General features: G+C 60.5%; 15 protein-coding genes and 3 tRNA genes. All 18 read right to left on the minus strand.

Features of this window, described 5'->3' with window-relative positions; genetic code table 11:
- Positions 1 to 2: 2 nt before the first annotated feature.
- Positions 3 to 542: a (2Fe-2S)-binding protein gene (locus AC1DVF_RS21225; RefSeq protein WP_038369461.1), complete on the minus strand. Its 540-nt coding sequence runs from the start codon at positions 540 to 542 to the stop codon at positions 3 to 5.
- Positions 535 to 3,366: a xanthine dehydrogenase family protein molybdopterin-binding subunit gene (locus AC1DVF_RS21230; protein ID WP_460090344.1), complete on the minus strand. Its 2,832-nt coding sequence runs from the start codon at positions 3,364 to 3,366 to the stop codon at positions 535 to 537. Before AC1DVF_RS21230 ends, AC1DVF_RS21225 begins: the two co-directional genes overlap by 8 nt.
- Before the next feature lie 411 nt (positions 3,367 to 3,777).
- A tRNA-Asp gene (locus AC1DVF_RS21235) sits at positions 3,778 to 3,854 on the minus strand.
- A gap of 93 nt (positions 3,855 to 3,947) precedes the next feature.
- Positions 3,948 to 4,024: transfer RNA gene (locus AC1DVF_RS21240), tRNA-Asp, on the minus strand.
- 56 nt (positions 4,025 to 4,080) lie between these two features.
- Positions 4,081 to 4,156, minus strand: a tRNA-Val gene (locus tag AC1DVF_RS21245).
- Positions 4,157 to 4,372: 216 nt separating this feature from the next.
- The gene (locus tag AC1DVF_RS21250) at positions 4,373 to 5,149 is read right to left on the minus strand and encodes an SDR family oxidoreductase (protein ID WP_093432102.1); all 777 of its coding nucleotides are present in this window, start codon (positions 5,147 to 5,149) and stop codon (positions 4,373 to 4,375) included.
- A complete protein-coding gene (locus AC1DVF_RS21255; protein WP_093432099.1) occupies positions 5,146 to 6,357 on the minus strand; it encodes an O-succinylhomoserine sulfhydrylase in 1,212 nt (403 codons plus the stop codon). The genes AC1DVF_RS21250 and AC1DVF_RS21255 overlap by 4 nt, the downstream gene beginning before the upstream one ends.
- A gap of 73 nt (positions 6,358 to 6,430) precedes the next feature.
- Positions 6,431 to 7,936: an amidophosphoribosyltransferase gene (purF, locus tag AC1DVF_RS21260; RefSeq protein ID WP_016984539.1), complete on the minus strand. Its 1,506-nt coding sequence runs from the start codon at positions 7,934 to 7,936 to the stop codon at positions 6,431 to 6,433.
- A 41-nt stretch (positions 7,937 to 7,977) separates the two neighbouring features.
- Positions 7,978 to 8,538, minus strand: coding sequence for a CvpA family protein (locus tag AC1DVF_RS21265; RefSeq protein WP_007913461.1), 561 nt, complete (start codon positions 8,536 to 8,538; stop codon positions 7,978 to 7,980).
- Positions 8,539 to 8,636: 98 nt separating this feature from the next.
- Positions 8,637 to 9,287: an SPOR domain-containing protein gene (locus AC1DVF_RS21270; protein ID WP_093432096.1), complete on the minus strand. Its 651-nt coding sequence runs from the start codon at positions 9,285 to 9,287 to the stop codon at positions 8,637 to 8,639.
- Positions 9,271 to 10,578: a bifunctional tetrahydrofolate synthase/dihydrofolate synthase gene (gene folC / locus AC1DVF_RS21275; protein WP_320337337.1), complete on the minus strand. Its 1,308-nt coding sequence runs from the start codon at positions 10,576 to 10,578 to the stop codon at positions 9,271 to 9,273. Before folC ends, AC1DVF_RS21270 begins: the two co-directional genes overlap by 17 nt.
- Positions 10,575 to 11,495: an acetyl-CoA carboxylase, carboxyltransferase subunit beta gene (gene accD, locus AC1DVF_RS21280; protein WP_007913458.1), complete on the minus strand. Its 921-nt coding sequence runs from the start codon at positions 11,493 to 11,495 to the stop codon at positions 10,575 to 10,577. The genes folC and accD overlap by 4 nt, the downstream gene beginning before the upstream one ends.
- 203 nt (positions 11,496 to 11,698) lie before the next feature.
- Entirely contained in the window at positions 11,699 to 12,325 is a 627-nt protein-coding gene (locus AC1DVF_RS21285) for a phosphoribosylanthranilate isomerase (RefSeq protein ID WP_477783096.1), read from the minus strand.
- Between the two features lie 65 nt (positions 12,326 to 12,390).
- Positions 12,391 to 13,215 carry a tRNA pseudouridine(38-40) synthase TruA gene (truA, locus tag AC1DVF_RS21290; RefSeq protein WP_034152768.1) on the minus strand — a complete coding sequence of 275 codons (825 nt, stop codon included), beginning with the start codon at positions 13,213 to 13,215 and terminating at the stop codon, positions 12,391 to 12,393.
- Between the two features lie 272 nt (positions 13,216 to 13,487).
- On the minus strand, positions 13,488 to 16,127 hold the full coding sequence (locus tag AC1DVF_RS21295) for a motility hub landmark protein FimV (protein WP_477783097.1): 2,640 nt from the start codon (positions 16,125 to 16,127) through the stop codon (positions 13,488 to 13,490).
- A 208-nt stretch (positions 16,128 to 16,335) separates the two neighbouring features.
- The gene (locus AC1DVF_RS21300; protein WP_093432083.1) at positions 16,336 to 17,346 is read right to left on the minus strand and encodes an aspartate-semialdehyde dehydrogenase; all 1,011 of its coding nucleotides are present in this window, start codon (positions 17,344 to 17,346) and stop codon (positions 16,336 to 16,338) included.
- A gap of 244 nt (positions 17,347 to 17,590) precedes the next feature.
- Positions 17,591 to 18,703 (minus strand): aspartate-semialdehyde dehydrogenase, encoded by a 1,113-nt coding sequence (asd, locus tag AC1DVF_RS21305; protein WP_007913448.1) that lies wholly within the window; start codon positions 18,701 to 18,703, stop codon positions 17,591 to 17,593.
- A gap of 66 nt (positions 18,704 to 18,769) precedes the next feature.
- Positions 18,770 to 19,820 (minus strand): 3-isopropylmalate dehydrogenase (leuB, locus tag AC1DVF_RS21310; RefSeq protein ID WP_477783098.1); only part of this gene is annotated, 1,051 nt, incomplete at its 5' end.

Here is a 19,820-nt window from a genome sequence, read left to right on the forward strand (position 1 = left end):
GCTTAACCCTCCTTGACCAGGCCGAGATCGGTCAGCACGTTGCGGGTAGCGTTGTAGTAACGCACGTACCCGGTGCAACGGCAGACGTGATGGCCGAGGCTGTCCTCGATGACTTGTTCGAGCTTGCTTTGCACGGTCGGCTGGCGCTGCAGCTTCTCGACCAGCACGGTCGCGGCGTTGACGAAACCTGGTGCGCAGTAGCTGCACTGGAAGGCGAACTCGTCGACGAAGCGTTGCTGGATCGGATTCAGCTCGGTGACCTGGCCGCTCTCGTCACGCTTGGCGTGAGACTCGATGGTGCGGACTTTCTTGCCTTCGAAATAGTGCGCGCCGGTGATGCAAGTGCGCACTTCTTCGCTGGTGCCGTCCGGGTTATCGACGATCACCACGCAGGCGTGGCAGATGCCCTGACCGCAGCCCAGGCGCGAACCGGTGAGGTTCTTGTATTCATGCAGGTAGTCGATCATCGGCAGGTCATCAGGGATGTCCACCGGGCCGACGGATTGACCATTGAGGGTCAGTTGAAGCGGACGGTTAGCCATTGAGGGCCTCCTTGATGCGCGCAGCAGTGATTGGCAGGTCGCGAACACGTTTACCGATGGCGTGGGCCACGGCGTTGCCGATGGCACCGACGATCGGGATCATCACCACTTCGGCGATGCCTTTGGACGGATCACTTGGCGACAGTGCCGGCAGAATCTCCGACGTCTGTTTCCACACGGCAACGTGACGCGCCATCGGCAAACGGTAACGGTTGAAGTTCCAGTCACCCTCCCCCGGGCCGCCTTCATACAGCGGCATTTCCTCCATCAAGGCGTGGCCGATGCCCATGGCGATACCACCTTCGAGCTGGCCCTTGACCAGTTCTTCGACCAGCACCCGACCGCACTCGACCCACGAATGGTGGTTGAGCACTTCGACTTCCGCCGAGCCTTTGTTGACCTTCAGTTCGACCAGTGTCGCGACCGGGCTGTAGTAAGTCACGGCAGCGTTGTTCAACTGGACAACCGGGTAATTGATGTTCTGGCGATCCAACAGGTGGAAACCAGCGGTGTTCATCAGCGCCTTCTTCGCCTTCGGCGCGCCATCGCCATATTTCACCGCCAGACCGTCGAGCGGCAGCCGCTCGCGCACGCCGTCGATGCTGTATTCGGCTTCAGCCCAGCTCCAGCGGTTGAATGCGTGAACGGTGGCGCCGGTCACCAGACCACGCTCATGAGCGTGTTTGGCCAGTTCTTCGAAGCTCAACGGTTGCATGCCGTTGGCCGTGAGTTTGCCGTCGACCCAATGCGCATCTTCGCGACGCACCACGTAAGGGTTGGCTTGACCGCCATAAGGACCCTGACGCCAGATTTCCATGGCCGCCGGCCACAAGCCGTTGTTGAACAGCACGCGTGCCGCTTCACGGGTGGCGTGACTGAAGTAGTACGCCGAGTTGGTCGCCGACGAGGCCGAAGCCAGTTTGCCGACCCAGCGCGGGTTGCGCAGCAGGCTGTCCTGCTCGGCCTGACTCATGATGTAAGGGTTGCCGCTGGTGATCAGCTGCATTTCCTTCCACTCGGTTTCGCCAGTCTTCACTTCGTGCGCCGGGCTGCCGAGGAAATCGGCAACCACTAGGGCTTGCGAGGTGGACATGCCGGTGCCGATTTCAATGCCGATGTGGCGCAGAGTGATACGACCGTCAGCCGTGAATTCGATGCTGGCCATCGGCGCTTCAGAACCGGTGCCGAAGTCTTTCTGGCAAATGGCAAAACCGACGCCGTACCAGTTGTCCGGGTCTGCCGCTTCGCGTTGTTTCTTGATCGCGTCGCGGTTTTTCCAGACTTCGTGCACCGAGGCTTTGTCGAGAATTTCATGCAGGCGCAGAGCACCGGCCGGAATCGCGCCCTGGGTGTTTTTCATGCCGGAACGCAGGGCGTTCTTGCGACGCAGATCGATCGCATCGACACCAAGGCGATTGGCGATTTCGTCGACCATCATCTCGGTCGCCGCCATGCTTTGCAGGGTGCCGTAACCGCGCATCGAACCCGCCTCAACACCACGCGAGTGATAGGCGGTGACCTGCAGGTCGTTCTGCGGCATGTAGTAGATCGACTGCGCGGCTGTTGCTCCCACTGCGGCTACGGATGGGCTGTAATTGATCCGGCCGCCACCGTCGACGCTCATTTCGGCACGGAAAATCTTGAAGGTGTAGTCATTCTTGTCCACGGCCAACTGGTAGCGGATGTCGAACGGGTGGCGCTTGATGCCACTCTGGAACTGCTCGTAGCGGTCGTTGGCCAGACGCACCGGCACACCTGCGCCATACAGCGCCGCGAGGGCTGCGTAGTAGACGAAGATGTTGTGGTCTTTGGAACCGTAACCGACGGTGTAACCCGGGTGCATGTTCAGGTTGTCGAGGCCGAAACGCGACGGCGCGATCATCTTCGCGGTTTCGGTCGCTGCCTCCAGCGGGCACTGGGTGGCCACGACGAAATGCAGGGTTTTGGTTTTCGGGTCGTACCAGCCGTTGCCGTTGTCCGGCTCCATGGCGGCCGGCTCGATCGACGGGGTCTTGTAGCGCTCGTCGAACACCAGCCAGTTGTCTGGTGGCGTATCGATCTCTTGCTTCATGCGGTCAGCGTAGAACAGGCCGCGCTCGGTCAGGTTGCCGTGCAGGTTCGGCTGGGAATTCCACACCGGACGACGGTTCTTCAGCATCGGGAACAGGATCGAATCCTTGAGGCTGGCGAATTCGTCTTCGTCGGCCGAGGTCGCGCCGCCGACGCGCACGTAGCGGAAGCTGCCGTAGGGGTCGCCTTCGTAGAACGGCGCTACATTGCCATAGCGGATTGCTTTGTCATTGAATTTGAGTTTGTTCTTGGCCTGGCGGAAACGCTCGAAGTCGTTCCAGATCAGGATTGCCACCGGGTGACCGATGAACATCGGCACTTTGCCTTCTGGCAACAGTGGATCCGGCGCGTGCTCTTCGGGGAAGACGATGCCGTCCTTGTCCAGATCAGCGGCGGTGACAATGCGGTCAGGCTGCAAGTCAGCGCCAAGCCACGACAGGTCGTAGCCGTCGTAGATGCGGTCAGCCTTGATGGTTTTCAGCAGCATGGCGTGGCCTTGCTGTTCAGGCCAGCCCGGCATGTCCTTGGAACGGATGTCGCGAGCAAAGACTTTGCTGCCGCAGACCTTGGACAGTGCATCGTTGCGCTGACGCGCCTTGCCGTTGTTGCCGAGCCATTTCTCGGACGGCACGGTGACGGTGTTTTCCATCAAGGCTGCCAGCGCCTGACTGCTGAGCGGCGTGAGCGTGACGCTCACACCCGCCACCAGCCCGCCCTGGAGGAACGAGCGCCGGGATATTTCACGGTTGGACATGGATCATCCTCTGGGCGGTTATGTGTCCGCCCTTCTGGTTATCTACTGGGGAATCTCGAGTCTTGCAGAAGCCTTTCTTGGCTAAACAAAAGGCGTGATGACAGTGCAAAGCTGACCGAAAGGTTAACTTTAAAGGTTTCTGCGCTCGCAGCAAACAACCAGTTACAAAAATTTGACTAAAGGATCAGAAAATCAATGCGACGTGGCACCGCAGGAGCTCGTTGAACATACCAACGCTCCCACATGGGGATTTGTGTCGAATTCAGAATCAGGGGGAAGGAGCAGAGGGAAAAGCCAAATTTCAGACACAAAAAACCCCGGTCTTTCGACCAGGGTCTTTGCTATCGATTCCGAATCAGCCAACGGCTGTTTTCGGTGCTTCAAGGCGTTCAGTGGTCCTTGGAGCAGATATGGCGCAGCGGACGGGACTCGAACCCGCGACCCCCGGCGTGACAGGCCGGTATTCTAACCGACTGAACTACCGCTGCGTATCGCTTTGAGCTTGCGCTCAAGTAACTCGTTTTGACTGCAAGCTTCGGTGCTTTGCAATCGCGAACCAGACAGGTCTGATTCGTAAAATATGGCGCAGCGGACGGGACTCGAACCCGCGACCCCCGGCGTGACAGGCCGGTATTCTAACCGACTGAACTACCGCTGCGCGTCGGTGCAGGCACTTTCAGCCTACGCTCTTGCTTACGCAAGTCTCTCGGGGAGTGGTGGGTGATGACGGGATCGAACCGCCGACATTCTGCTTGTAAGGCAGACGCTCTCCCAGCTGAGCTAATCACCCGTTTGCATCTCCGAGGCCGCGAAATTTACGCAGGTAGCGAACCTAAGTCAATAGCAGGATTGAAGTTTTTCTGAAAAAGACGAAATTGTTTCGATCCTGCAAGACCGCCTTCGCGAGCAAGCTCGCTTCCACAGGGGATTGCATTCCAAATGCGGGAGCGAGCTTGCTCGCGAAGGCGTCAGTTCATTCAACGCAAATTCAGGCGAAAAAGGCGACCTACTCGCTGTAGATCATCTTTTTCGTCATGCCGCCATCAACGACGAATTCCTGTCCGGTAACAAACCCGGCATTCCTTGACAGCAACCAGGCAACCATCGCCGCCACATCCTCGACCGTCCCTACCCTGCCCGCAGGATGCTGAGCATGGTCGGCATCGGCCAACGGCTCAGCGCGACGCGCAGAAGGATCACGCGCATCAATCCAGCCCGGACTGACCGCGTTGACGCGAATCTCCGGCCCCAGACTGATCGCCAGCGCATGCGTAAGCGCCAGCAAGCCGCCCTTGCTCGCCGCATAAGCCTCGGAGTCCGCTTCCGACTGCCGCGCACGAGTAGAGGCCAGATTGACGATCGAACCGTTGTGCGCACGCAGATACGGCGCACAGTGCTTGGCCAACAGCATCGGCCCACTGAGATTCACCGCCAGCACCCGATTCCAGTAAGCCAGATCGAGGCTTTCCAGTGTGATGTTGTGCGGATCAGCGACCGCCGCGTTGCACACCAGCGCATCGAGACGACCAAACTGACCCAGCACCTCAGCCACACCGAGCGCCACCTGACTTTCCTCGGCAACGTCCATGGCAATGAACCAGGCATTTTCGCCCAACACCTTCGCCACTTTCGAACCGCGCGCCCGATCCAGATCGGTCAACACGACTTGCCAGCCCTCGCTGATCAGCCAGGCAGCGATGCCCAGACCGATACCGCGCGCGGCCCCCGTGACCAGTGCGACGCGGCCATGGGTACCTGCTGTCGGCGTAGACAACTCGATCACAACGCGGCCAGACCGCGCGCCAGGTCGGCTTGCAGGTCGGCGACGTCTTCCAGACCGACCGCGATGCGAATCAGGCTGTCACGGATGCCCGCCGCTTCACGCTCTTGCGGCGCCAGACGGCCGTGAGAGGTGGTGCTCGGGTGCGTGATCGTGGTCTTGCTGTCGCCGAGGTTGGCGGTAATCGAAATCAGTCGGGTCGCATCGATGAAGCGCCAAGCGCCCTCTTTGCCGCCCTTGACCTCAAAGCTTACAACCGCACCGAAACCCTTCTGCTGACGCTGGGCCAGTTCGTGCTGCGGATGGCTCTTGAGACCGGCGTAATGCACCTTCTCAATGCCGTCCTGCTGCTCCAGCCATTCGGCTAGCGCCTGAGCATTCGCGCAGTGCGCCTTCATCCGCAGGTTCAGGGTTTCCAGACCTTTGAGAAAGATCCACGCGTTGAACGGGCTCAGGGTCGGCCCGGCAGTGCGCAGGAAGCCGACGACTTCTTTCATCTGCTCACTGCGACCGGCCACCACACCACCCATGCAACGGCCCTGGCCGTCGATGAACTTGGTCGCCGAGTGCACGACGATGTCTGCGCCCATTTTCAGCGGCTGTTGCAACGCTGGCGTGCAGAAGCAGTTATCGACGACCAGCATCGCGCCTTTGGCGTGAGCAATTTCAGCCAGTGCGGTGATATCGACCAGCTCGGCCAACGGGTTGGAGGGCGACTCGACAAAGAGCAGTTTGGTGTTGGATTTGATTGCCGCATCCCAACCCGACAGGTCGGCCAAAGGCACGTAATCGACTTCCACACCGAAACGCTTGAAGTACTTCTCGAACAGGCTGATGGTCGAACCGAACACGCTGCGCGAAACCAACACATGGTCGCCGGCACTGCACAGGCTCATCACCACCGCCATGATGGCGGCCATGCCGGTTGCGGTCGCAACGGCTTGCTCGGCGCCCTCCAGCGCAGCGATGCGTTCTTCAAACGCGCGCACGGTCGGGTTGGTATAACGCGAGTAAACGTTACCCGGCACTTCCCCGGCGAACCGTGCGGCCGCGTCGGCAGCGGTGCGGAACACATAGCTGGAGGTGAAGAACATCGGATCACCGTGCTCACCTTCCGGCGTACGGTGCTGACCGGCACGTACGGCCAGGGTATCGAACGCTACGCCTTCGAGGTCGCTGTCCAGCCGACCGGCATCCCATTCCTGACTCATGCTGTCACTCCTTGCCGTATTCTCGAAAATTGAAAGTCAGATACAAAACCGGCCCCTCAGGGCCGGTGATAACTCAGTTGTTGTACAGATCGATGATCGCACTGACCGCCTGGGTCTTGACCTTCGAGGCATCGTTGCGTGCCTGCTCGATCTTGTCCAGGTAAGCCTCGTCGACGTCACCGGTAACATACTTGCCGTCGAACACCGCGCAATCGAAATTCTCGATCTTGATCTTGCCGCCGCCAACCGCTTCGATCAAGTCAGGCAGGTCCTGATAGATCAGCCAGTCAGCGCCGATCAGATCCGCCACGTCCTGAGTCGAACGGTTGTGTGCGATCAGTTCGTGCGCGCTTGGCATGTCGATGCCGTAGACGTTCGGGAAGCGTACCGCTGGCGCTGCCGAGCAGAAGTAGACGTTTTTCGCGCCGGCTTCGCGGGCCATCTGGATGATCTGCTTGCACGTGGTGCCGCGCACGATCGAGTCGTCGACCAGCATCACGTTCTTGCCGCGGAATTCCAGCTCGATGGCGTTGAGCTTCTGGCGAACCGACTTCTTGCGAGCCGCCTGGCCCGGCATGATGAAGGTACGACCGATGTAACGGTTCTTGACGAAACCTTCGCGGAACTTCACGCCCAGGTGGTTGGCCAGCTCCAGCGCCGCGGTACGGCTGGTGTCCGGAATCGGGATAACCACATCGATGTCATGCTCTGGACGCTCGCGCAGGATCTTCTCGGCGAGTTTCTCACCCATGCGCAGGCGAGCCTTGTAGACCGACACGCCGTCGATGATCGAGTCCGGACGCGCCAGGTAGACGTGTTCGAAAATGCACGGGGTCAGGGACGGATTGGTCGCGCACTGACGGGTGTGCAGCTTGCCGTCCTCAGTGATGTAGACCGCTTCGCCCGGCGCCAGGTCGCGAATCAGGGTGAAACCGAGCACGTCCAGCGAAACGCTTTCGGAGGCGATCATGTATTCAACGCCTTCGTCAGTGTGACGCTGACCGAACACGATCGGACGAATGCCGTGCGGGTCACGGAAACCGACGATGCCATAACCGGTGACCATCGCCACAACGGCGTAACCGCCAACACAACGGTTGTGCACGTCGGTCACGGCGGCAAACACGTCTTCTTCGGTCGGTTGCAGCTTGCCGCGCTGGGCCAGCTCGTGAGCGAACACGTTGAGCAGCACTTCCGAGTCGGAACTGGTGTTGACGTGACGCAGATCGGATTCGTAGATCTCTTTGGCCAACTGCTCAACGTTGGTCAGGTTACCGTTGTGCGCCAGAGTGATGCCGTAAGGCGAGTTGACGTAAAACGGTTGGGCTTCGGCCGAAGTCGAGCTACCCGCGGTCGGGTAACGGACGTGGCCGATCCCCATGTGGCCGACCAGACGCTGCATGTGACGCTGTTGAAACACGTCACGCACCAGGCCATTGTCCTTGCGCAGGAACAACCGGCCATCATGGCTGGTCACGATACCGGCAGCGTCCTGGCCGCGGTGCTGGAGCACGGTTAGCGCGTCATACAGCGCCTGATTGACGTTCGACTTACCGACGATACCGACGATGCCACACATGCGACGCAACCCCTACTTAATGGATCTGAACTGAACAACACTCACTGAGGCGTTTTCGCCGACGGCAAGAGTTGCTCCTTGAACGGAATATCAGCGGGTACGCTGATTCCGCTGGCAAGCCACTGACTGCTCCACCCGAGAATCAGGTTTTTGGACCAATCAGCGACCAATAGAAATTTTGGTACGAGCTGTGATTCTTTCCACCACCCGTCCTGCTGTACCGGCCCCAGGCTCAACAGCCCGACCGCCACGACCACCAGCAACACGCCACGCGCTGCGCCGAAGGCCATGCCGAGGAATCGATCGGTCCCGGACAACCCGGTGACGCGAACCAACTCGCCGATAAGATAATTGATCATTGCGCCCACGATCAGTGTGGCGACAAACATGATGGCACAGCCCGCGATCACGCGAGCCGATGGGGTTTCGATGTATCCGGCGAGGTACTCGGACAATGAGCCACCGAACATCCAGGCGACGACTCCTGCGATGATCCAGGTCACCAGCGATAATGCTTCCTTGACGAAGCCGCGGCTCAAACTGATCAAAGCGGAGATGGCGATGATTGCAACGATCGCCCAGTCAACCCAGGTAAATGGCACAGTGCAGCCTACAGACGGATAAGGCGGCGCATTTTAGCAGAGCGCATGCCTCTCGGTAAGCTGCGATTGTCAGTGCATTTCAATCGAGGCGATAGTTTTTAACCACGCTCGGGCTGGAAGCGCACGACAAAGCCCTTGAGGTTCTGCTGACGACCCAACAGATCACGCAGACGATCGGCTTCGGCACGCTCGATCAGCGGACCGACAAACACCCGATTCTTGCCATCGGCCGAACGGATATAGGCGTTGTAGCCTTGGCTGCGCAGGGTTTTCTGCAAACTCTCTGCACTGGCGCGACTCGACAGACTGGCCAACTGCACCGACCAGCTCACCGACAGGCCATTGGCATCGACGCGGCTTTGCGTGGTGTCCGGCTTGGTCGAGGACGCAGTGATCGGCTGAGCAGGCGCCGGAATCGGCTTGGCCACCGCCGGCGGCGCAACAGGCTTGGTGATCATGATGGGAGCCGTCGGCGTCGCGGCGACGGGCGCAGCAGGCGCTGTGTCTTCGGCGACTTCTTCATCAGTCGGCACCGGCTCTTGCGGCAAGGCTTGCGGCTCGGGAACAGCCACCGTCTCCATCTGCACTTGCGGCACGACAGGCGCTTGCGGCGCGGCGGGTGCTTCGACGGTCACCTGACGTTGCTCGTCCTGACGGGAAAACAGCATCGGCAGGAAAATCACTGCCAGCGCGACCAGCACCAAAGCGCCAACCATGCGCTGCTTGTACGCTTTATCCAGCAAAGCCATTTGCCGCTTCCTCCGTGGAGCGCCGGGCCAGCCATTCAAGGGCCTCGGCGACACAATAAAATGATCCGAACAACAGAATCTCGTCGTCACTGGTGGCTACTGCGCACTGCCCTTCCAGCGCAGCGGCGACACTGTCGTAAGACGTGACCGACGCACCAAGGTTCTGCAATGCAGCGTTTAATTCAGCCACCGGACGGGCACGCGGAGAATCCAGCGGCGCCACCGCCCAATGCTCGACACTAGCATTCAATTCGCTGACAACACCATCCAGATCCTTGTCGGCCAACAGACCAAACACCGCCAGGCGCTTGCCGACCGGTGGTCGCGAGGCCAGACGACGAGCCAGATACTCGGCGGCATGCGGGTTATGCCCGACATCCAGCAACAGGTTCAGACGCTTGCCGTTCCAATCGAACGAGCGGCGATCCAGTCGACCGACCACACGAGTCGCCTGCAAGGCCGCGACAATCTGCTGCGCATTCCACGGCAAACCGAGCAGCAAGTACGCCTGCAACGCCAACGCGGCGTTCTCCATCGGCAGATCAAGCAGCGGCAAGTCACGCAATTCGACAACCTGACCCCGCGCGTCGGTGCCGCGCCACTGCCAGTGCTGATCGGTGATACCGAGGTCAAAATCACGCCCGCGCAGGAAGAACGGACAAGCCAGTTCACGCGCCTTGTCGAGCAACGGTTGCGGAGGATTCAGATCGCCGCACAGGGCTGGCTTGCCCTGACGGAAAATTCCGGCTTTCTCGAAAGCCACCGATTCGCGGGTGTCGCCCAGATAATCGGCGTGATCGACGCCAATGCTGGTGACCAGTGCGATATCGGCATCGACCACGTTGACCGTGTCCAGCCGCCCGCCCAGCCCGACTTCCAGCACCACCGCATCCAGCCCGGCCTGTTGAAACAGCCAGAACGCCGCGAGGGTGCCCATTTCGAAGTAAGTCAGGGAAGTGTCGCCGCGCCCGGCCTCGACTGCTGCGAAGGCTTCGCACAGCTGCGCGTCAGTGGCTTCGACGCCATTGAGCTGCACCCGCTCGTTGTAACGCAGCAGGTGCGGAGAATTGTAGACACCAACGCTCAGACCCTGCGCCCGCAGCAATGAAGCCACGAATGCGCAGGTCGAACCCTTGCCGTTGGTGCCGGTGACCGTGATCACCCGAGGCGCCGGCTGGCCCAGCCCCATGCGGGACGCTACCTGTTGTGAACGCTCCAGGCCCATGTCGATGGCCGAAGGATGCAACTGCTCAAGGTAGGCGAGCCATTCACCAAGGGTGCGCTCGGTCATAGGCCAGCAGGGACCGGTGGAACCACGATCGGCTCGATTGGCGCGGCGACGAATTTCGGCGTCGGCTTGCCAGTCATTTGTGCCAGCAGGTTACCCAGACGCGGGCGCAGTTCCTGACGGTGGATGATCATGTCGATCGCGCCGTGTTCCAGCAGGAACTCGCTGCGCTGGAAGCCTTCCGGCAGTTTCTCACGCACGGTTTGTTCGATAACGCGCGGACCAGCGAAGCCGATCAGGGCTTTCGGCTCACCGACGATCACGTCGCCAAGCATCGCCAGACTCGCCGAAACACCGCCGTAGACCGGGTCGGTCAGCACGGAGATGAACGGAATGCCTTCTTCACGCAGACGCGCCAGCACTGCCGAGGTCTTGGCCATCTGCATCAGCGAGATCAGCGCTTCCTGCATGCGCGCACCACCGGAGGCGGCAAAGCAGATCATCGGGCAGCGGTTTTCCAGCGCGTAGTTGGCGGCGCGAACGAAGCGCTCACCGACGATGGCGCCCATGGAACCGCCCATGAAGGCGAATTCAAAGGCCGAAACCACCACTGGCATGCCCAGCAAGGTGCCGCTGACGGAGATCAGCGCGTCTTTTTCGCCAGTCTGCTTCTGGGCAGCGGTCAGGCGATCCTTGTACTTCTTGCCGTCGCGGAATTTCAGACGGTCAACCGGCTCCAGATCGGCGCCCAGTTCGTTGCGACCTTCAGCATCGAGGAAGATGTCGATGCGTGCACGCGCGCCGATGCGCATGTGATGGTTGCATTTAGGGCAAACGTCCAGGGTCTTTTCCAGCTCCGGACGATACAGCACCGCCTCGCAAGACGGGCATTTGTGCCACAGACCTTCAGGGACCGAGCTCTTCTTGACCTCGGAACGCATGATCGAAGGGATCAGTTTGTCTACTAACCAGTTGCTCATGCTTTCTTTCTCCAGTACCGGCGGCCCGAACGCTCTGGTTCGCAGCCCCGCGTATGCCCTTCAGCTAAATTCATGTGTGTGGCGATGGTGGTGGAAAGCCACGGTCAGCGCGAAACATGACCTGCGTGCGATCCAGAAACCCTCAGCCGCGCCTGCTTTGTGCAAGTGCATTGATGGACGGCGGCAGACTGCCAGCCGTCACATCAATATGGCGCTTTGCGTACCGCGTTGATGAACGCGCGAATCTTTGCGTGATCCTTGATGCCTTTGCTCACCTCTACCCCACCGCTGACATCTACCGCGTACGGCTTTACCCGAGCCACGGCGTCTGTGACGTTCTCTGGGGTCAAACCACCCGCGAGAATCAACGGTTTGCTCAAACCTTGCGGAATCAATGACCAGTCGAAGGCCTCGCCGGTTCCGCCCGGTACGCCTTCGACATAAGCGTCGAGCAGTACACCGCTGGCGCTCGGATAGGCATCCACCGCTGCGGCAATATCATCACCCGCCTTGACCCGCAACGCCTTGATGTACGGGCGATGCCAGCCTTCGCAATCTTCCGCGACTTCATCACCATGGAACTGCAACAGATCCAGCGGCACGGCATCGAGGATTTCCCCCAACTCGCAGCGGCTGGCGTTGACGAACAGGCCCACGGTGGTCACGAACGGCGGCAATGCCTGAATAATCGCTCGCGCCTGCTGCACCGTGACCGCACGCGGACTCTTGGCATAGAACACGAACCCGATCGCATCCGCCCCGGCCTCAATGGCGGCCAGCGCATCTTCTATGCGGGTAATCCCGCAGATCTTGCTGCGAACGGCTGACATATCGAGAAAAACTCCGAGGCAAAATCCGGGAAAGTCCCGGATGGTAACAAAAGCGTTCAAGGGCGTCAGCCGTCAAGTTCGGAGAAACCCGTAAGGAAATGTGGCCCGATAAAACGCTCGGGCAACGGGAATTCGTCGTGGTACTCGACCTGCACCAGATACAAGCCGTACGGATGCGCCGTAACGCCACCGGAACGGCGCTCGCGACTTTCCAGTACTTCCTTCATCCACTCGACCGGGCGCTCGCCGGCACCAATGGTCATCAGCACACCGGCGATGTTGCGCACCATGTGATGCAGGAACGCGTTGGCGCGTATATCGAGCACGATCATCTTGCCGTGACGGGTCACGCGCAGGTGATGCATCTTCTTGATCGGCGACTTGGCCTGGCACTGGCCAGCGCGGAACGCACTGAAATCGTGGGTGCCGATCAGGTACTGCGCAGCCTCAGCCATGCGCTCGACGTCGAGCGGGCGGTGGTTCCAGGTGATTTCTTCGTTGAGATGCGCCGGGCGGATCTGATCGTTGTAGATCACATAGCGATAACGCCGGGCGATGGCTTTGAAGCGCGCATGAAAATGCGCCGGCATCACCCGCGCCCAACTGACACTGATGTCGTGAGGCAGATTGATATTGGCGCCCATAACCCAAGCTTTCAGCGAACGATCGACGGTCGTATCAAAGTGCACCACTTGCCCGCAGGCATGCACGCCGGCGTCGGTACGTCCGGCGCACTGCAGCGAAACCGGTGAATTGGCGACTTTCGACAGCGCTTTTTCGAGTTCTTCCTGCACCGTCGCCACACCCGTCAACTGACGCTGCCAGCCGCTGTAGCGCGAGCCTTTGTACTCAACGCCCAGCGCGACGCGGTAAAAGCCGTCGGGGGCCATTTCGGCGACCGGGTTATCTATGTTTGCCAAGGTGGGACAGCCTGCTGTTTGTGCAAAGGCGGGCATTATAAGGCTGTGGTTCAGGGATGCCAGAGAGTTCTCTGTCGCCTGTAACACCGCTTTCGCGAGCAAGCTCGCTCCCACAGAGGAAATGCATTCCAAATGTGGGAGCGAGCTTGCTCGCGAAAGCGGTGGATCAGACACCACTGGATCCCGACCAAACAAAAACGGCAGCCTCAATGGGCTGCCGCTTTCGTTTACCGCTGGCCTTACTACAAGCTCGAGAGCATGTCCTTGGCCTCGCCACGTTGTTTCTCGTCACCCTCGGTCAACACTTCGTTGAGGATGTCGCGCGCACCATCGCTGTCGCCCATGTCGATGTAGGCCTGAGCCAGATCGAGCTTGGTCGCCGCTTCGTCGGTGCCGGCGAGGAAGTCGAAATCATCTTCGCCCAGATCATCACCCTTCATTGCATCGGCTTCGGTGAAGGTCGGTTCGGCGATGCTTTGTGACAGGCGATCCAGCTCGGCGTTGACGTCATCCAGCTCAGCCGCGAACGCATCCGGTTCGGCCGCTGGATTGCTGTCCATTTCGTCGGCCAGCGACAGATCGAAATCGGCCGGCAGCTCCAGATCATCTTGTGGCACGTCAGCCACCACTGGCGCCTCGACCGGCGGCAGATCCTTCACGCCTTCGTCCAGGTCCAGCAGGAAGTCATCGTCCGCCAGATCAACCGCTGGAGCTGCCGGCTCGGCACCGAGGTCCAGATCGAGGTCGAAGTCCGACAGATCATCCAGATTCTCTTTGATGTCGGTCTGCTGTTGCAGCACCGATTCGAAGCTCAGGTCGTCGTCCGCCGGGAATTCGTCCAGCTCGACCGGCGCTTCAGGCTCAACCACCGGCGCAGGCTCTACCGGCGTGATGTTGTCGAGATCGTCCAGGCTCAGATCAAACGCGCTGTCGAGGTCGTCTTCCACTGGCGCTGGCGCCGGTGCTTCAGGCTCATCGAGCAGCAGATCCTTGACGTATTGCGCGTCCAGCTCGGCAGCCACGGCGGCAGCGGCCAGACCACTGGCAGCGACGACGGCCATGGCCGGGAAGCGGCTTTTCAGTTCTTCGACCTTGGCGAAGTTGTCGCCGTTGGCCACCAGTTGACGCTCCTGACCGACGAACGCGTCGCGGTCGCCCTGCTGACCGTAGACTTCCATCAGCTTCAGACGCAGATCACTGCGCTGCGGCTCCAGGCTGACGCCCTCTTCGAGCAGCGCGGCAGCCTGATTCAGGCGACCGGCGTTGATATGCGACTGCGCCTTGTCGAGCACGTCATCGGATCGCTCGGCGGCGGGAGCTACCAGCGGCGCGGCAATCGGCTCAGCCATCACGATCGGGGCGACTACCGGAGCCACTACGGGTGCAGGTGCCGGAGTGCTGAGCTTGACGCTCGCCGCCGGGGTTTCCAGACCTTCGAAGCTGCTTTCCGGCAGATCCTGCTCGGCGGAGAAATCTTGCTCTTCCGACAGCGCGCGGGCCATGCGCATGTGTTTCTCGGCCTCTTGCTGTGCTTTGCGGCGACGCGCCAGCAGCAACAACAGGAGCAGCAGAACCACAGCACCGCCGCCCACCAGCCCCAGCAGGATCGGGTTGGTCAGCAGTTCGTTAAAGGTTTTCTCGTCTTCGACCACCGGTTTCGGCGTAACCACTGGCTCGACGACTGGCGTTTCAGCCGGTGGTGCAATGGCGGACTCTGGCGTCGGCGCTGCGTCTGCCGGAGTAGCTGGCGGGGTGGCGGCGAGCTCAGCCGTGATTGCAGGCACCGCCGGTGCGGCAGGATTGGTGGCCGGCGCAGTGCCCGCGCCTTCAGCTTGCAGTTTTGCCAACTGATTGTTCTTCAGCTCGATCAGCTTTTGCAGCTTGTCCAGCTGACTCTGCAGATCGGACATGCGGCTTTTCAGTTCCTCGTTGTCACGACGGGTCGTGTCGAGGCTTTCCTGAGTGACCGCGAGCTTGTTGCTCAGTGCCTTGGCATCACCTGCCGGGCCTTTGCCGCGCGCCTTGGCGCTCTCAGCGGAGACCAGGCTCAGATTGTCCTGGGCGTTCTGTGCTGCACCGGTGTTACCGCGACCACGGTTGGTCGCATCGAGCTGCTGCTGACCAGTGCCCGGTTTGGCCACATAACGACGACCCTGACGCCAGGCTTCATTCTGCGCAGCGACTTCGGCAATCGCTTTCGACTGCGGCAATGCCGTGCTTTGCACCGCATCCGGCAGACGCAACACCTGGCCGGTTTTCAGACGGTTGATATTGCCGCCGATGAACGCATCCGGGTTCAGCGCTTGAATGGCGAGCATGGTCTGTTGCACCGAGCCGCCGGTACGCGCCTTCGCAGCGATTTCCCAGAGGGTATCGCGCGGCGTGGTGGTGTATTGCGTCGGGTGCGTGGCGCCAGTGGTCGGCGCGGCGATGGTCTGCGACGGCGTTGGTTGTGCGGCGGYGTCAGCGGTCTGTGGCGAGAACTTCGACGGATCCAGCAGCACGCTGTAATCGCGCAGCAGACGGCCGTTCGGCCACATCACCTGCACGAGGAATTTGACCATCGGCTCCGACAGCGGCTTGCTCGACGTTACGCGCAGCACGCTTTTGCCGCTGGCGTTGAGCACCGGGGTAAAGGTCAGATCGTTGAGGAAGGCCTGGCGGTCGACGCCGGCCTTGGCAAAATCTTCAGGTGAAGCCAGGCTCGGCACCACTTCGGCAGCGGTGAGATCCTTGACGTCGAGCAGCTCGATTTCAGCCACCAGCGGCTGGTTCAGGGTCGACTTCAGGGTCAGCTCCCCGAGCCCGAGGGCATGCGCCATACCGGAGGACAGCGCCGAGGCGGCCGCTATTGCTAACACCAGTTTGCGAACTTGAACCATAGCCTCATCCTTTGTTTGAACGTTCCTCGGCCAGCGAGAAGATGTTGAATACCGCTGCCGTAAGGCATTGCGCGCGACGACGACAGATGTCGCGCGCGATCATTTCTTTGATGCCCCGGAAAGTCCCGGAGGGTGACACGTTATCAAGCAATCTGGGCAAGCATAGCGCTCACCTAGAATCAGTCGACAAATTGTTGCCAAGTATCTTTTACAGCAGGTCTTTTATCAACAATTCAGCCACCTGCACAGCGTTAAGGGCCGCGCCTTTGCGTACGTTATCTGACGTCAGCCACAGATTTAGTTCCGCCGGATCGTCGACACCGCTGCGCACGCGACCGACATAGACAACATCCTGCCCTACCGCGTCACCGACTGCAGTCGGGTAATCACCGGCCTCGACCAGCTCGATACCCGGCGCATCTTCGAGTGCAGCGTTGACTTTTGCCAGGTCGACAGCCGACGTTGACTGCAAGGTCACGCTAAGGCTATCGCCAAAAAACACCGGGGCTTGAACGCAAGTTGCGGAAATCTTTAATAAAGGTTTGGCCAGCACCTGACGCAACTCGCGCACCAGACGTTTTTCCAGCAGCGTATGGCCCTGCGCGTCGGGCGTGCCGACCTGAGCCAGCAGGTTGAAGGCCATCTGCCGATCAAAGAACGTCGGCTCCAATGGACGCATGTTCAGCAGCTCGGCGGTCTGCCGCGCCAGCTCGGTCACGGCCTCGCGCCCCTGGGCGGAAACGGCCAGATTGGCGGTGACGTTGACATATTGCAGGTCAAGCAGATCAAGCAGTGGCGCCAGCACCACGGCGAGCGATGTGGCCGACGGGCTTGGGCTGCTGATCTGAAACGGCGCTTTCAAACCAGCGAGCACTTCGGCGTTGGCTTCGGGTACTACTTGCGGCGCCTGATCGGCCGGCAGCGCGCCGGACAAGTCGATCAGCGAGCAACCGGCGGCGTGGGCACGGGCGGCGTAGCTCAGGGTAATCGCCGGGCCTGCGGCGAAAAACACCAGTTTGACCTTGCTGAAATCGAACTCGTCGACTTCGCGAACGCGCACGTTCTTGTTGCGGTACAGCACCGAGCTGCCGGCGGATTCGCTGCTCGCCAGCAGGTGCAGGGTGCCGACCGGGAAGTCGCGTTCTTCGAGAATCTGTACGAGGGTTTCGCCGACAGTACCGGTGGCGCCGATCACGGCAATATCTAGGGTCTGGGTCATGGTGCGAGCCTCTGGCGAAACGGGGGGAGCGGCACTTTACCGGGTGACTGGCGCACAGGCAATTTCTGCCCACCCAGATCATTCCCACGCTCTGCGTGGGAATGCCGCATCGGACGCTCTGCGTTCGGCTTGTAAAGGGACGCGGAGCGTCCCGGGATGCATTCCCACGCAGAGCGTGGGAACGATCGGCATAAAAAAACCCGCACCTCTTTCAAGGCACGGGTTCTTTCATTACTTCAAGCAATCAACGCTCAAGCAAAATCCGCAGCATGCGACGCAGCGGTTCGGCCGCGCCCCACAGTAGTTGGTCGCCGACGGTGAAGGCACCGACGAACTGCGAACCCATGTTCAGCTTGCGCAGACGACCCACCGGCACATTCAGGGTGCCGGTAACCTTGGTCGGGCTCAGCTCCTGCATGCTGATCTCGCGCTGGTTTGGCACCAGTTTGACCCAAGGGTTGTGCTGGCTGATCAGCCCTTCGATATCGGCGATCGGCACGTCTTTGTTCAGCTTGATGGTCAGCGCCTGGCTGTGGCAACGCATGGCGCCGATGCGCACGCAGATGCCGTCGACCGGGATCGGGCTCTTGAAGCGGCCGAGGATCTTGTTGGTCTCGGCCTGGGCCTTCCACTCTTCGCGGCTCTGGCCGTTCGGCAGTTCCTTGTCGATCCACGGGATCAGGCTACCAGCCAGCGGTACGCCGAAGTTTTCGGTCGGGTACGCTTCGCTGCGCATGGCATCGGCCACGCGACGGTCGATGTCGAGGATCGCACTGGCCGGATCAGCCAGTTGATCGGCGACAGCGGCGTGGGTCGCGCCCATTTGCTTGATCAGTTCACGCATGTTCTGCGCGCCGGCACCGGAGGCCGCCTGATAGGTCATGGCGCTCATCCACTCGACCAGACCGGCTTCGAACAGACCGCCCAGGCCCATCAGCATCAGGCTGACGGTGCAGTTGCCGCCGATGTAGTTCTTGGTGCCCGCGTCGAGCTGCTGGTCGATGACCTTGCGGTTGACCGGATCGAGAATGATCACCGCGTCATCGTTCATGCGCAGGCTCGAGGCCGCGTCGATCCAGTAACCCTGCCAGCCGGCTTCGCGCAGCTTGGGGAACACTTCGCTGGTGTAGTCGCCGCCCTGGCAGGTCAGGATCACGTCGAGGGTCTTCAGCTCGTCAATGCTGTAAGCATCCTTGAGCGGAGCAATGTCCTTGCCCACGGACGGGCCTTGGCCACCGACGTTGGACGTGGTGAAAAACACCGGCTCGATTAGATCGAAATCCTGCTCTTCCAGCATCCGCTGCATGAGCACGGAACCGACCATCCCGCGCCAACCGATCAGACCTACACGTTTCATCGCAACTACACCTTCTTGAAAAGTGGGCCGCTGCTTTGTATTGAATTTCGCAGCGGGCCCGAGAGATTACAGATTCCGCAGCGCGGCGACTACTGCGTCGCCCATTTCCTGCGTACCGACTTTGCTGCAACCGGCCGAATAGATGTCGCCAGTACGCAGCCCTTGATCAAGGACAACGCTGACAGCTTTTTCGATAGCATCAGCCGCGTCGTGCAGATTGAAGCTGTAACGCAGCATCATCGACACCGACAGAATGGTTGCCAACGGGTTGGCGATGCCTTTGCCAGCGATGTCCGGCGCCGAACCGTGGCACGGCTCGTACATGCCCTTGTTGTTGGAGTCCAGCGAGGCCGACGGCAGCATGCCGATGGAACCGGTGAGCATCGACGCTTCGTCGGAAAGGATGTCGCCGAACATGTTGTCGGTGACGATCACGTCGAACTGCTTCGGCGCGCGCACCAGTTGCATGGCGGCGTTGTCGACGTACATGTGGCTCAGTTCGACTTCCGGGTAATCCTTGGCCACTTGCTCGACCACTTCACGCCACAGTTGGCTGGACGCCAGCACGTTGGCCTTGTCCACCGAGCAGAGCTTTTTGCCACGGACCATGGCCATGTCGAAACCGACACGGGCGATGCGGCGGATTTCGCTTTCGCTGTATGGCAGCGTGTCGTAGGACTGACGCTCGCCGTTTTCCAGGGTACGGGTGCCGCGTGGCGCGCCGAAGTAGATGCCGCCGGTCAGTTCACGGACGATGAGGATGTCCAGGCCAGCAACGATTTCCGGCTTCAGGCTCGAAGCATCGGCCAGTTGCGGGTACAGAATCGCCGGACGCAGGTTGCCGAACAGGCCCAGTTGCGCACGGATTTTCAGCAGGCCACGCTCGGGGCGGATGTCGCGCTCGATGGTGTCCCATTTCGGGCCACCGACGGCGCCCAGCAACACGGCGTCCGCAGCGCGAGCGCGGTCGAGGGTTTCATCGGCCAGCGGCACGCCGTGCTTGTCGATGGCGGCGCCACCGATCACGTCATGGCTCAGCTCGAAGCCCAGGCTGTATTTGTCGTTGGCCAACTCCAGCACCTTGACCGCTTCGGCCATGATTTCCGGACCAATACCG

Source organism: Pseudomonas sp. P4_D7, from assembly GCF_056401755.1.

Excerpts from the sequence above, each read along its gene's own strand:
- AC1DVF_RS21285 (WP_477783096.1), bottom strand. The coding sequence starts at position 12,325 with ATGTCAGCCGTTCGCAGCAAGATCTGCGGGATTACCCGCATAGAAGAT.
- AC1DVF_RS21230 (WP_460090344.1), bottom strand. The coding sequence starts at position 3,366 with ATGTCCAACCGTGAAATATCCCGGCGCTCGTTCCTCCAGGGCGGGCTG.
- asd (WP_007913448.1), bottom strand. The coding sequence starts at position 18,703 with ATGAAACGTGTAGGTCTGATCGGTTGGCGCGGGATGGTCGGTTCCGTG.
- AC1DVF_RS21225 (WP_038369461.1), bottom strand. The coding sequence starts at position 542 with ATGGCTAACCGTCCGCTTCAACTGACCCTCAATGGTCAATCCGTCGGC.
- folC (WP_320337337.1), bottom strand. The coding sequence starts at position 10,578 with ATGACCGAGCGCACCCTTGGTGAATGGCTCGCCTACCTTGAGCAGTTG.
- purF (WP_016984539.1), bottom strand. The coding sequence starts at position 7,936 with ATGTGTGGCATCGTCGGTATCGTCGGTAAGTCGAACGTCAATCAGGCG.
- truA (WP_034152768.1), bottom strand. The coding sequence starts at position 13,215 with ATGGCCCCCGACGGCTTTTACCGCGTCGCGCTGGGCGTTGAGTACAAA.
- AC1DVF_RS21255 (WP_093432099.1), bottom strand. The coding sequence starts at position 6,357 with ATGAGTCAGGAATGGGATGCCGGTCGGCTGGACAGCGACCTCGAAGGC.
- accD (WP_007913458.1), bottom strand. The coding sequence starts at position 11,495 with ATGAGCAACTGGTTAGTAGACAAACTGATCCCTTCGATCATGCGTTCC.
- AC1DVF_RS21270 (WP_093432096.1), bottom strand. The coding sequence starts at position 9,287 with ATGGCTTTGCTGGATAAAGCGTACAAGCAGCGCATGGTTGGCGCTTTG.
- AC1DVF_RS21300 (WP_093432083.1), bottom strand. The coding sequence starts at position 17,346 with ATGACCCAGACCCTAGATATTGCCGTGATCGGCGCCACCGGTACTGTC.